This window comes from Paenibacillus shunpengii (assembly GCF_042684905.1).
Classification (GTDB): domain Bacteria; phylum Bacillota; class Bacilli; order Paenibacillales; family Paenibacillaceae; genus Paenibacillus; species Paenibacillus shunpengii.
In genome coordinates, this window is the sequence record NZ_JBHUMJ010000011.1 from 455,969 (window position 1) to 468,873 (window position 12,905).

A 12,905-nucleotide genomic window follows, 5' to 3' on the forward strand; every position below is an offset into this window, starting at 1 on the left:
GAACAAACGGTGCTGATATAAAAAAACTCCCTGCCAAAGAAGGCAGGGAGTTTTTTTAATAGGCATTAAGGCTGGCCACGACTTCTCAGTCGTTAATTCAATATCTTAAGCTCTGAATTCTGCATTGCGGCTTCTTTTCTGCCCACCAGTGCATAATAAAGAACAAATCCAACGATCATCAGTGCCGCCATTGCCATGTACATGCCGTTGTAGCCGATGACCGGTGTAAGGAACCCGAGAATAAAGGGCCCCACGCCGATTCCCACATCCACAAAGATATAAAAGGTCGAGGTAGCCAGTCCCATCCGGTGAACGGGAGATCTCTTCACGGCGAGAGCCTGAGCGCTGGCCTGCGTTGTTCCGTAGCCAAGCCCGACGAAGACGGCGGAGAGCAGCAGCAATGGACCGCTGTGCACCTGACTCAGTATCGCAAGTCCAATGGCGAACAGCACAATAGCAGGGTACATGACCACGTTGATTCCATGCTTATCGAACCATTTCCCTGTGAAGGGTCTGGTCAGAATGACGACAATCGCATAGACGATGAAGAAGAAGCTTGCGACCTCCACCAGGTTTATTTTTTCGGCAAACAAGGTGAGGTAAGTTAGAATGCTAGAATATCCAAACGCCATGACGAAGCTGATGATGGAGATCGGAATGGCCTTCGGTTCCACCAGGTTGGATATCTTGAAGCCTTTTAAGTCCTTCTGCTGTTCCGCGGTCAGTGTAAGCTTCGGAACCTTCATCAGGAAAGAGGAAGCCAAGGATAGTACGCCAAGAACCGCGCATAAAATAAAGTTTAACGTGATGCTCCCGTGTTCTTTGACCAGCAATCCGATAAACGGGCCAATGGCAGAGGCAATAATGATGCTGACCCCGTAATATCCGGTTCCTTCTCCTCTTCTGGAATGAGGGATGAGGCTGGCCGAGATGGTTCCTGTCGCAGTAGAGGCTAGCGCAAAGGCAATCCCATGCAGCAGACGGACGATCAGGAGCACTCCCAGATTAGGGGTGACGAAATAAAGAAAGGTTAGGATGACAAAAGAAATCAGCCCGGTCAAGAGCATTCTTCCCCGTCCCACCTTCTCAATTGTGCTGCCTCCAACCAGCCGGCCGATCAATGCACCGATCACAAAAATACTGGATGCGAATGCACCCATGCTCTCCGATGCCCCAAACTCATTGATCGCGTAAGATGGCATGATCACGACAAGCAAGTAGAAGCATAAAAATAATAAAAAGTTCACACCGAAGACAATGAAGAAATCCTTTGTCCATAATCGGTCCTTTGAAATTGTCTGTTCCATTGCATATTCCCCTTTCTATACATCAAAAAAAGGACCACCCTGCATTGGTGCAAGTCTGGTTCTTTGCAGCAAAAAGCTTTATTGAGCTTAATTAGTCAAAAAAGGCCGTGTTCTTTTCACTATTAGTTACCCTAGGTAACTATATTGCTCTATTATTATAATGTACTTTTTTACATATGTCCAGGTGCGTATGAGGCGTACCTAAAAAAGGACTCCTCAACCCATAAGGTAAAGGAATCCTTCAAAATCACGATCTCTCGTAAGGCGACAGCTTTGCTGTAGATATAATCGCAACTACACAGACCAAATACTATCCACGCTGGCCGAGTATGGCCAGGGAGAGCGCTGCATCAACGACCGCTTCCGGCTGATGAATATGAATGTCTTGCTCACTGTCCTGAACCGTTAGCGGTATTGTGCAATTGGTCAGTTCAAACAATGCCTGCTGGCTGTCCTTCCACTCTTCCGTTTGCTTGCCTGCCGTCAGCACGATGACCGGCATCGAAGGCCGAAGCGGTGCAGCACTATACAACTGCCGAACACTCTCACGAGCATACCTAAGCTCAAGCTCAGGATCAGCGACTGCAAATGCACTGCGGCGATATCCTGAAGCTATAGCCTCGATGTTCATGCCCTCATGAATCGAATCGACGAGCAGCAATCCAGACACTTCATCCGGATACATGGAAGCAAACAGCCGTATGGTCATTCCACCGAACGAGGTCCCGACAAAAACATAGGGAGGCTTCAGCTGCTTCACAGCCAATAGGGTTCGCAGATCCTCCACATCCTCTCGGCAGGTCTGCTGCTTCTCCTCTCCCCTGCTCCAGCCGAATCCTGCACGATCATAGGAGAGCACTACTGCATGCTTGGACAGCTCAGGCTGTATCCGAGACCAGTCCTGTGAGCAGCCGCCGTTACCTGCTTCCAGAATAATCGTCTGATCGCCTGATCCGGTAATCAGCGTGTGAAGCTGGCGATCCCCCACCGGAACAAGCTCTCCAGGCGGCGTGACGAAACGGTTCTCATCATCGGACAGCATGAATGGGTTCAGCATATAAGGAAATTCTGTAACGACAGCACAGGTATCTAAATTTATATATTTATCCGTTAAAGGAGTAGAAGTCATATCAACACACCTCTCTTATTTATCGCAAACAGCGTAGCTGCATCTACATACGATAATAAAGGGAAATGCTTCTGTGAAAAATAGAAGGTATGTGGGCGATTCTTTCTTATTTTTTGAGGATGTAGGCTTGCCGGGTATTCACATGGGGACTTCTCAGGGTAAAGAATATCAAAATGATAACCAAGGAAGGAACAACGATATGAAGCAGGCAATGATTATTATTAACCCTTCTTCAGGTAAGGAAGAAGCTCTTGCCTATCTGAGAGATGTACAGGAGGTCTTGGAGGAACAGGGCTACCAGACGTCCGTAAACGAAACAGCGAAGGAGCATGATGCAACAGCCTTCTGCATTTCCGCCTGTGAGGATTGCTATGATCTGGTTGTATCCATCGGAGGAGACGGTACCTTGCACGAGACGCTGAATGGTTACATGGATCAAGCGCACAGACCCAAGCTTGGCATTGTTCCTCTCGGCACTGTTAATGATTTTGCCAGAGCACTCCATATCCCGCTTGATCCGGATGAGGCGATCCGTACGCTCCGTTCCACCCGCTTGAAGCCGATTGATATCGGATTGATCAATGATCGGATCTTTGCCAACGTCATTGCGGTCGGCATGCTGGCTGAAGTGTTAGCTGAGGTGAGCTCTGAGCAAAAATCGAAGCTCGGCGCGTTCGCTTATTACAAAGAAGGCCTTAAACGCCTCGTGAACAGCCCGTCCAATCATCTGATTATCGAGCATGATGATGAAACATGGGTAGGTGAATCCCCCTTGTTCGTGGCTGCATTAACGAACTCTGTCGCCGGATTTGAGAAGATGGTGCCTTCGGCCTCCGTGGACGACGGACTGATTCACTGCTTCATCATCAAAGATATAAACTTCTTTAACACTCTTACTGTCGGAACGTCGCTCTTACTCGGGAACTTAAAGGATCATTCCGACGTGGTTTACTTTACAGCGAAGGAAGTCCGTGTTCGATCTGAGGAGTCATTGTCTACCAATATTGATGGAGAAGCTGGTCCTTCTCTGCCCCTCCATCTGCGTATATTACCCCGTCATATTGATGTGATCGTTCCAGAGGAAGATTAGATTTTATACATGGATCCATTTTCTAAGCGGATAAACACTGTTTCTCCCCGATTTCTTGGCGGTATACAGCGCTTTATCTGCTTCCCTCATGAGGGACTGAGCGGAATGCTGTCCTTCGCCAGGGACGATACCGGCATGCGCTACACCAAAGCTGGAGGTTACCCTAACTTCTTGGTCCTCTACAATCATCTGACGTCCAGCAATATTCTTACGAATCGATTCCGCAAGCTCACACGCCTCCGTCAGGGAGGTGTCCGGAAGCCAGAGGATAAATTCATCCCCGCCATACCGGCCTGCAAATCCTGCACCGCTGAGTGTCGAATGAATGGCATCTGCCACATGGGTCAGCACGATATCTCCTGCTTCATGACCATACGTATCATTAACTTCTTTGAACAGATCGATGTCGAACATGATCACGGAGAGCCTTCCCCCATGCTCGGTGTATTCACGAATGACCCTATCCGATTCTCTCAGTAGTGCGGTTTTGTTTAGGAGTTGGGTCAGACCGTCCGTATCAGCCAGCTCCTTGAGCTGTTCTTGCATCAGGATGCGCTCTGAGATGTTGGCAAACGTGATGATGCGGCCGATCGGCATCCCTTGCTTCATCATCGGTGTAAATCTGACGTGAAAATGCTGATTCACTCCATTTATTTTGAGCATATAGTCAAACTCCAGCCCACGGCGAACCAGCTCCGCAAGCTCAGGATAATCCTGAAGTGCAGCCGATGCCGAGCGGCCTATAACCCCCTTGGTCATTCTTGGAAACACAGTCAGCACTGTTTGGTTGTAATCAACAATGATGTCCTTGTCATCTAATACGACGACTCCTTCCCTCATATGCTCGAATACCATCTCTCTCGCCAGAGGTACGGCGCTGAACATCTGAAACCGGAACAGGGCGATGCTGTGAAATATAAAGGACAGACTAATAAAAACAGGCCCCAGATCGATCCCGTAAGGACTCATACCCGCCAAGTACAAAAAGGCGCCGATAATCGGCACAAGATTCCCAACCGCCATCGTAAGAAGCTGCCTCCGAAAGGCGGGCGCTGCCTTGCCCCATTGTACAAGCAGGATAGCGGCACTCGCGATGATGCATCCGTACAGATAAACCGAGTGCACCGCGAACCACGGTCCATAAGTCAGCTCCACGATCGGAAATGGAGCGTTCCCCCGGAGTGTCACGGAGGTGTAGTACAGATGATGCAGCTCGTTCGTGCTTTGGATGAGTGTCGTCGTCACTGGGATGGCAAAAAGGATATAATAAACCCACTTTTTCATAGCCACGCCGACGTATTGTGTGCACATGAGCAGCATGAATGCAGGAATAAGCGGAAGCGGGATGTATTCGACGGTGATCCAGAACTTGATCTGCATCAGTGTCGAGCTGGTCAGCTCCGCCGCATAGGCAAATGAAAAAAAGGATGCCATTAATGTCATCCAGACATAGTACATCCCGCCAGGTGCACTCTTAAGCCTCAGCAGTCCGTATACACATAAAATTACGCTTATACTGCCGCCAGCCATGATCATGAATACCGGTAAGCGCAGCTCTTCTGCCATCTTCATCTACTCCATGATTACTTTTATGGTTTCATACTAAATCCTCATTAAATTATAAAACAGGTTGTTGCCGTTCTCTAGCCATAATTCTACATAAAACGACTTTAATCTACTATATCACGATAGGAATAATTGTAGATTATTTTTTTTTGCTTTTTTCACTTCTTTGCCATCTATAACGCAAAAAAAAAGATCCTCAACCCTTACGCTTAAAGTAAGGCTTGAAGATCTTCTATTTATAATCAATCACTTATCATGATATCACTGATTTAGGCTCCACCATTCGCTTCCCACGCAGCGATCTCTTCCCGAACCCGAGGGGCGACCTTCGTGCCGAGCAGCTCAATCGCCGTCATGACCTCCTCATGCGGCATTGTGCCCAGGGGGACGTGAAGCATGAACCGAGTAATGCCGACATTTTTTCGCAAATATATAATCTTCTCGCTCACCGTGTCCGGGTCACCAACATACAGCGCCCCTTCAAGACTGCGGGCTGCATCATAGCTCTGGCGCGAGTAGCTCGGCCAGCCCCGTTCCCGTCCGATGACATTCATACTCTGCTGGGTCGGAAGGAAGAACTTCTCCACAGCTGTCTCTTGATCTGCTGCAATAAAGCCATGGGAGTGAGAAGCCACTGGAAGCTTGGAAGCATCATGCCCTGCATGGGCAGCCGCCTTCTTATACAGCTGAACCAGCGGTGCAAACTGTGCAGGTCTTCCTCCAATAATCGCAAGCACGAGCGGGAGCCCCAGCAGCCCGGCCCGGATGACGGATTCCTGATTCCCACCACTGCCAATCCATACCGGAAGAGGGTCCTGAACCGGCCTTGGATAAACGCCAAGATTGTTGATTGCCGGACGATGAGTCCCCTGCCAGGTTACCTTCTCCGATGCGGTTAACTTGAGCAGCAAATCCAGCTTCTCATCAAACAGGGTGTCATAGTCATTCAGATCATAGCCAAACAGGGGGAAGGACTCGATAAAAGAACCTCTGCCCGCCATAATCTCCGCGCGTCCGTTCGAAATGCCGTCCAAGGTCGCAAAGTCTTGAAACACACGTACCGGATCGGCTGATGACAGCACGGACACGGCGCTCGTGAGCCGAATTCGCTTGGTCTGCGGTGCTGCTGCTGCCAGAACGACTGCAGGATTGGATGCGGCATAATCTTTTCGATGATGCTCCCCAACTCCATATACATCAAGTCCCACCTGATCGGCCAGAATAATCTCTTCCACCACTTCGCGCAGACGCTGCGCGTGACTCATCACCTCACCGGTATGCACATCGGGTGATGTCTCTGCAAAAGTACTGATTCCTATCTCCATTCGATTTCTCCTCCTGCTTTATATTAATTAATTTTTGTAAGTTAATAACTTTAACGCACTATCTATATTCTGAGGTCGAATGGCTGATTTATCAAGCACTATTTTATCCGAAGATCTACCCTTGCTCCTGGCGGTACAGCTCGCGGCTCTTGTACCCTTTTCCGAGAATCATCTTCATCTCTTCCCGTCGTTTCTCTCTCGTTGCTTCCTGCTTGGCACTGTATACGTACCGTGCCCAGTCCTTCTGATATCCAGGGGTAAGGGTGAGGTAGAAGGCAAGCAGCTCCGGCTCATTTTGCAAATCCTGCTCCACATTTGGGATCATGGCGACATAATCTTCTACTCTCTGGCTTGCTTTGGAGGACTCCTTACTCTTCCGCTGTTCCTTCTTCAGCCCTACCACGGTAAATACGTCATCCATACCCACCATGCGGGCAAATTTAATACTGCTTGTCCCTACATAGCCGTCCTCATCTGCCCCTATTCCTCCCAAGATCTCATCACGGTGAATGTAAGTAGCGTAAACCTTGTTGCCCTTTTTGGGATAAGCGAAGTACAGGTAGCCCTTCTCTTCGAGCAGATCCTCTTCGATTACCCTGCTCACCTGTGACTTCATCTGGTCCATATCCAGCACGAAGGCAAAGATCAGATCATATTTACTCTCTGCCAGCTCCTGCTCATATTCCCCGAGCTCTGCAAAATAATCGATGTCTGCAGGCAAATTCAGCACGGCCTTGCGGGTAAAGTTATGTAAATTCAGCTTTTGTACAATGGTCTTTGTCATCTTCTCACCTGTCCATTCATATATTCTGTGAAAAAAGAGGAAGCTAGAGCTTTCACTAGAGATTATAGCGAACGAATCATATAAACACGAGGAGACTGAATCGATATTTAGTTCGTGTGTCCTGCTCATATGAAAAAATCGGTGCATAAACGCTTTAAACGTCTATACACCGATTCGTGTGCAAGTCAGCTATTCAAAAACGGCAATTATTTTGTTTTAAAGCTCAGGAAACCATCATCCACTGGAAGCGTTGTTCCGTTAATGGCAGAAGCAGCATCGGTAAACAGGAAGGTTACAGCGCTTGCTACTTTTTCCGGCTCAATCAGTTCACCGCGCATATGCTGCTCGGCCAGGAATTTCTTCGCTGCTTCATCTTCCCCAAGAATCGGCGTATTAATAAAGCCAGGAGCAACACCCACCACACGGATCCCATGCTCGGCCAGCTCAAGTGCACCAGATTTGGACATCATCACAACAGCCGCTTTGGCTGCGTTATAGTTGAAGCTGCCGACAGCAGCAATGGTTCCATAGATGGAAGCTGTATTCACGATGGTACCTTTGACGCCAAGCTCAACCATTTTCTTAGCTCCGTAGTACATACCATAGTATACGCTGTGTTGGTCGACATCAATTACACGGTGATAGGACGCAGGATCCATCTCAAGGAACGGTTTAACCAGACCAATACCCGCATTATTGAAAATACCGCTGAAGGTTCCGAATTTCTCAGCTGTAAAGTCGATTAATGCTTTGATCTCATCGCCATTGGATACGTCTACTTTGTAAGCAGCCGCTGTACCGCCCTGCGCTTCAATCTCGGATACGACTTTCTTGGCACCTTCTTCATTAAAATCAGCTACAACAATCGTTGCTCCTTTTGCCGACAACTGCAAAGAAGCCTCTCTGCCGATACCGCTTGCTCCACCTGTAACGACGATGACTTTTCCGTTTAATTCAGACATGATTCAGGACTCCTTTGTATATAAAAAGTAAGTATATTGAAGTGAGTTACTAACTATTTGTTATTGTACTCCTCTGTCACAGTTTTGTCAAATGTAGTCGAACTTTGTTGGTTCGAGCTTCAAGACGAACTGTTGCCAGACAACTCCATTTTTATATGTTTGCCCAAGAAGCTCTTAAATATGAGGATTTATGACATACGTCGAATAGCCCAAAAAAAGGGCAGACGAACTTATTGTTCGCCTACCCTTATTGTGTTATTCCTGCTTGATCCACCTGCTGTGTTAGTTCACTGCCGATGTTGTTGCAAGCTCCTGTACCTCTTCTGCACTGATGGCACCTTGATATATTCTCAGCTCATCCATCATGCCTTTGAACGGGGGGTCCCACCAATTCACAGCCAGACTGAAGGTTCCTGTATTGTCGAGAAAGATGTCCGGGAAGCCTGAACCTGTGAATTTTTCTTCCCCATTAACATATACCTTGACCTGATCGCCAGCGACTGTGAAGGCCAAATGAGTCCACTCACTTAATGGAAGCTTAGTGCCTGTTACCGCATTGTACCAAGCTCCATTGGAATTAGACCAGAGCATGGACTTACCCTCAGGACCTGCCGGCTTTAGACTAAGCCAGCTTGCATTCGACAGCGCTCCAAAGAAAGTGGTCGTATTCACGCCTGGCAGCTCATCTGCATATACCCACATCGTTACAGAGTAGCTGTCACTGGATATAAGCCCATTCGGCAGTCTTACGCCCGACTTGCCATCAAATACGGCTGCTTTACCTTCTGTCCCGTCTTGGTAGGTGATGGATCCACCGTCCGGAGTATTGATATTGTTACCAATCACGGTTCCTGCTTCAAAGTTACCGACAGTGTCTGCCAAATTCTCTTCGAAGGAATACTGCGCTTGCAGCTCTGCAGGTCCTTCTTCACGCGGCGGCAGATCTTCAGCAAGCTTCGATGCAACTTCGGCTGTAATGGCCACATCATAAATTTTAAGCTCATCTATTTTCCCTTTGAACGGCGTATCCCAGAAATTCACACCAAGACTAAACACACCTTCACTCGTCGTAAATACATGAGGAAATCCTGTTCCGGAGTAAGCTTCTTCTCCATTAACGAACACTTTAACAAATTCACCATTGACGGAGAAGGCTACGTGATGCCATTGATTGGTTCGAATTCGGGAGCCTGTTGATGCATCGTACCAGCTCTCCCCGGACCATAGCATCGTATTCCCATCGCCTCCATGGGGAACGAAGCTGATCCAGCTCTTATCCGAGCCTCCGAAGAAGGCCGTTGTATATTGTGTTGTCTGTGCCGGGTTCAGCCACATGGACACCGAATATTCGTTTCCTTCGATCAATCCATTGGGCAGCTTGATGCCTGAATTTCCGTCAAATACAGCGGACTTCCCTTGTACTCCTGCCTCATAAGTAATCGCTCCGCCTTCATTGTTGATGCGATCACCGGTGATTGTGCCCTCCCCGAAATCGCCAACCGATGCGGCAAGATTCTCTTCAAAGGAATACTGTGCAGATAAGCCAAGCGTCACATCAATCGGTGTGACTGTAATGTTGAAATCTTTCGTGCGTGATGCGTCACCTTTGGTGATGGTAGCCGTCAGTACAGCTGTTAGATTCTCTTCACCTACCTCAGGAGGGAATACTTCTCCTTCCGCAGTAATTACAGTTGGATCGGAAGTTGCCCAAGTAATCGTTGTGTTTCGTGCCGCTTCTGTTGGAAGGTCCAGACGGGAGCTTACATTGGATGTATTCCCGAGCGTCAGTGCCTGCTGTACATCCTGTACGACCTGCTCATCTGACTTGTCCGGCTGCTGGATTCCCCATACCGTTTCGCCAGCTTCAGAGATGGCTGTAAAATTCATCGTCTCCCGCTTCGTCATCTCATCCCACTGGGATATAAATACGCCGTCATAAGTCACATCATCAATAGTAATTTGCGTTTCGTAGTCATCAACAAGAGTCCATGTTCCATATACATCGCCGGATACCGTATGATCCTCGTTCAGAACGATATTCACAGAGCTGACAATATCTCCTGAATAGGCAAGTCCATGGTTGACGAATTTATACTCTCCTGCAATTTCTTCTTCTGCCACCTCTTCAAGTGATTCACCTGAGTAGCGATGCGGGGCAACAACAGGCCAGCCGTCCTTGTTCATAAACATTTGATGGACACGCAGCTCGTGTGCCTCCCCTTTTTGCGGGAATCGAGTATGGAAGAACAAGAAATGCTTGTCCAGCTCTTCATCGTAGAAGACGGAATTATGCCCTGCCGATACATATCCATAACCGCTTCCTGTTCCAGCCTCACCAATTTCTCTCTCGAATAGGAAGTTACCAATAAGCTTAATGCCAATCTTCTCGTTCTCCGTCCCCGCTGGCAGAACAGCATCATTTCCAGCCGCATCGAGGTAAGGACCTTCTGGGCTCTCTGCTCTAAACTGCCGGATGTTATAACCACCGTTTGCTCCAAGCCAGCCATAGGAAACGGTCAAGTAATAGTAGCCGGAGGCTTCATCATATACGATGAATGGACCTTCGCCCGATTTGGTATGTCCGCCTGCGATTTTGATTCCGAAGTAACGGTCGATCATACGTCCATCAGAGGTCTTCCCATCTTCTCCCGGATAGAGCGCTCTGCCTGTCTCTGGATCAAGCTCCAGCAGGAAAATACCGCCTGACCAGGAACCGTAGGTCATCCACAGTCTTCCGTCTTCGTCCTTGAACAAGGTTGCATCGATTGCATTCGGGTATTGTGAATTATCATAGGCACCGTCCGCCTTGAACCAATTCGGGTTCGGCTCTGCCAGCACTTCGCTGTCAACAAGACCTTGAATGTTGGTATTCGTCCATTTCTTGTTAACCTGACTGTCTGCATCTTTTGCATCGTTCTTGGTAAATCCAGAGTATACAATCGTGTCAACATAAGTGTACGGACCTTCGATATTTTGTGATACTGCAATACCAATGGCGGAGCGGATATACGTCGAAGACGCGCTGTAATACATCATGTAGGCACCTGTCGTTCCGTCCTCATTGATATAATCCTCATTCCAGTACACATCAGGTGCCCAGACCGAGAAACCGCCTTTACTGTCTGAGTCATTCTCACCCGCCCATGCAAATGAGCCTGCAAGATTCTCGGACAAATCGCCATACAACTTGTTACCTGGAGTCGTGTAGCCGTTCGTAAAGGTAGACCAGTTCATCAAATCAGCCGATTTGGCAGCTTCAATATGCGAACCGAACACATAATAGGTATCTTCGTCTTTAATGATAGAAGGATCATGTACAGATACGTTCGTAAAAGCAGGAGCTTCCTGACCCGGTTCTTCTGGCGTAGGAGTCGTAGGGGTCGATGGATCACTTGAGTCCGATCCTGGATTTGGATCCGGGCTCGGATTCCCACCCGTTGTTTCGTCACCGCGATCATGAACAATACGGTCATCCTTGGAATTCACTTTCCCTTTTCCTGTTACCTGAATGGAGCCCTCGACATGGATTTCTACCTTATCAATGACCGCTCCCTCACCAACCTGAAGCGCTGCCGGTTGATTCAGAATGATCTGCTTGATCAGACCCTTAATCAGGTCAATCGTAGGCTGATGCTCTGCCTCCACTTCGACCCGCTCAAACTCCCCGCTCAATCGAACGACTGCATTCAGGGGCAGCTCCGCTTGCAGTACGATATCTAAGAAACCGACGCCCGTTAAGTCCTGTTCTTCAAGAGATGCACCGGAAAGAACATAGGACTTGTCGATGTTCGTACTTCCTGTAGCAAGTAAGCGAATATTGCCGTTCAGCTTGTTCACCAGCAGCTCATTAATGGCAGAGTCCTGCAGGTGCACTGTATTCTCACCGCCGCCACTAGCGATAACCTGACCTTTGACAGTGACATTGTTAAGCACCACGTCTCCATCTGCAATCCCTTGAGTCAGATAGAGATTTCCATCAATGGTCGTATCCTCAAGCGTCACACCCGGCTGATTAATGACCACATTACGGGATGTAATGTTGCTGTAAGTTCCTGATTTATTGATGACCTGTCCTGAGATGTTCTGAAGGAGGGTCACTGCTTCAGCTCTCGTGATCTGGCGTTCTGGGCTAAAGGTGCCGTTCGTATAGCCCTTCACATAGCCCTCATTAACAAGCGTATTAACATATGACCGGCTCCAATCTGGAAGCCCTTTCACATCAGAAAGTGCAGAAGACCCAAGAGCAGATTGCAGCGGCAGTCCATAAGCCTTCGTCAGCATCACCGCCGCTTCTTGACGGGAAACATAGCTGTCCGGCTTGATTGTACCGTCTGCATATCCGTTCATATAACCGTTCGCAACCGCTTTCAATATCTCTTGATAAAAAGGATCTTGCACCGACAGATCGGAGAACTTACTGCTGCTGTTCACCTCAACCAAGTTGAACGTACGATTAATCAGTGTCGCAAGTTCAGCCCGTGTGATCGGCTGGTTCGGCTTGTAGGACCCATCCGGATATCCTTGCATCAGACCGCTGTCGATCCAGGTGCCGAGTTGCTCCTTCGCCCAATGACCACTCACATCTTCCTTCTGGCTGGAGTCAGCGAATGCGGCGCCAGGCAGTAGCATCGTAAATGTGAGAAGCGTGGCCGTAACTTTCTTCATCATTCTCTTCATGCATATCCTCCTTCGTTAATATAGCTGTATCGCTCAATTTCTTGCGGGATTGTTGACAAGATTAG

8 protein-coding genes and 2 pseudogenes are annotated in these 12,905 nt (G+C 48.3%); 1 reads left to right on the forward strand and 9 read right to left on the reverse strand.

Features of this window, described 5'->3' with window-relative positions; all coding sequences use genetic code 11:
- Positions 1-92: 92 nt before the first annotated feature.
- Together ACFSVM_RS24055 and ACFSVM_RS24060 are read right to left on the reverse strand one after the other, a co-directional pair.
- Complete coding sequence (locus tag ACFSVM_RS24055) at positions 93-1,307, reverse strand: MFS transporter (RefSeq protein ID WP_177178731.1); 1,215 nt, start codon at positions 1,305-1,307, stop codon at positions 93-95.
- A gap of 310 nt (positions 1,308-1,617) precedes the next feature.
- Positions 1,618-2,436, reverse strand: a complete 819-nt coding sequence (locus tag ACFSVM_RS24060; RefSeq protein ID WP_076314248.1) for an alpha/beta fold hydrolase — start codon at positions 2,434-2,436, stop codon at positions 1,618-1,620.
- Positions 2,437-2,635: 199 nt separating this feature from the next.
- Between ACFSVM_RS24060 and ACFSVM_RS24065 the strand changes: the two genes are divergently transcribed.
- Positions 2,636-3,526 carry a diacylglycerol/lipid kinase family protein gene (locus ACFSVM_RS24065; protein ID WP_090725096.1) on the forward strand — a complete coding sequence of 297 codons (891 nt, stop codon included), beginning with the start codon at positions 2,636-2,638 and terminating at the stop codon, positions 3,524-3,526.
- A gap of 3 nt (positions 3,527-3,529) precedes the next feature.
- Here ACFSVM_RS24065 and ACFSVM_RS24070 read toward each other — a convergent pair whose 3' ends face one another.
- The 7 genes and pseudogenes from ACFSVM_RS24070 to ACFSVM_RS24100 form a co-directional block, all read right to left on the reverse strand.
- On the reverse strand, positions 3,530-5,092 hold the full coding sequence (locus tag ACFSVM_RS24070) for a histidine kinase N-terminal 7TM domain-containing diguanylate cyclase (protein ID WP_177178732.1): 1,563 nt from the start codon (positions 5,090-5,092) through the stop codon (positions 3,530-3,532).
- Between the two features lie 269 nt (positions 5,093-5,361).
- The gene (locus ACFSVM_RS24075) at positions 5,362-6,417 is read right to left on the reverse strand and encodes an LLM class flavin-dependent oxidoreductase (protein WP_076314246.1); all 1,056 of its coding nucleotides are present in this window, start codon (positions 6,415-6,417) and stop codon (positions 5,362-5,364) included.
- Between the two features lie 115 nt (positions 6,418-6,532).
- A complete protein-coding gene (locus ACFSVM_RS24080) occupies positions 6,533-7,201 on the reverse strand; it encodes a YdeI/OmpD-associated family protein (protein ID WP_090724945.1) in 669 nt (222 codons plus the stop codon).
- 206 nt (positions 7,202-7,407) lie between these two features.
- Positions 7,408-8,163 carry an SDR family NAD(P)-dependent oxidoreductase gene (locus ACFSVM_RS24085; RefSeq protein ID WP_076314244.1) on the reverse strand — a complete coding sequence of 252 codons (756 nt, stop codon included), beginning with the start codon at positions 8,161-8,163 and terminating at the stop codon, positions 7,408-7,410.
- A 282-nt stretch (positions 8,164-8,445) separates the two neighbouring features.
- Positions 8,446-9,009, reverse strand: a complete 564-nt coding sequence (locus tag ACFSVM_RS24090; protein WP_371264558.1) for a LamG domain-containing protein — start codon at positions 9,007-9,009, stop codon at positions 8,446-8,448.
- Between the two features lie 99 nt (positions 9,010-9,108).
- A pseudogene (locus tag ACFSVM_RS24095) lies at positions 9,109-11,649 on the reverse strand (LamG-like jellyroll fold domain-containing protein); the annotation flags it as partial.
- Positions 11,650-12,273: 624 nt separating this feature from the next.
- Positions 12,274-12,840, reverse strand: a pseudogene (locus tag ACFSVM_RS24100) (S-layer homology domain-containing protein); the annotation flags it as partial.
- Positions 12,841-12,905 lie beyond the last annotated feature (65 nt).

Coding starts and splice junctions, on each gene's coding strand:
- ACFSVM_RS24055 (WP_177178731.1), bottom strand. CDS start 1,307: ATGGAACAGACAATTTCAAAGGACCGATTATGGACAAAGGATTTCTTC.
- ACFSVM_RS24060 (WP_076314248.1), bottom strand. CDS start 2,436: ATGACTTCTACTCCTTTAACGGATAAATATATAAATTTAGATACCTGT.
- ACFSVM_RS24065 (WP_090725096.1), top strand. CDS start 2,636: ATGAAGCAGGCAATGATTATTATTAACCCTTCTTCAGGTAAGGAAGAA.
- ACFSVM_RS24070 (WP_177178732.1), bottom strand. CDS start 5,092: ATGGCAGAAGAGCTGCGCTTACCGGTATTCATGATCATGGCTGGCGGC.
- ACFSVM_RS24075 (WP_076314246.1), bottom strand. CDS start 6,417: ATGGAGATAGGAATCAGTACTTTTGCAGAGACATCACCCGATGTGCAT.
- ACFSVM_RS24080 (WP_090724945.1), bottom strand. CDS start 7,201: ATGACAAAGACCATTGTACAAAAGCTGAATTTACATAACTTTACCCGC.
- ACFSVM_RS24085 (WP_076314244.1), bottom strand. CDS start 8,163: ATGTCTGAATTAAACGGAAAAGTCATCGTCGTTACAGGTGGAGCAAGC.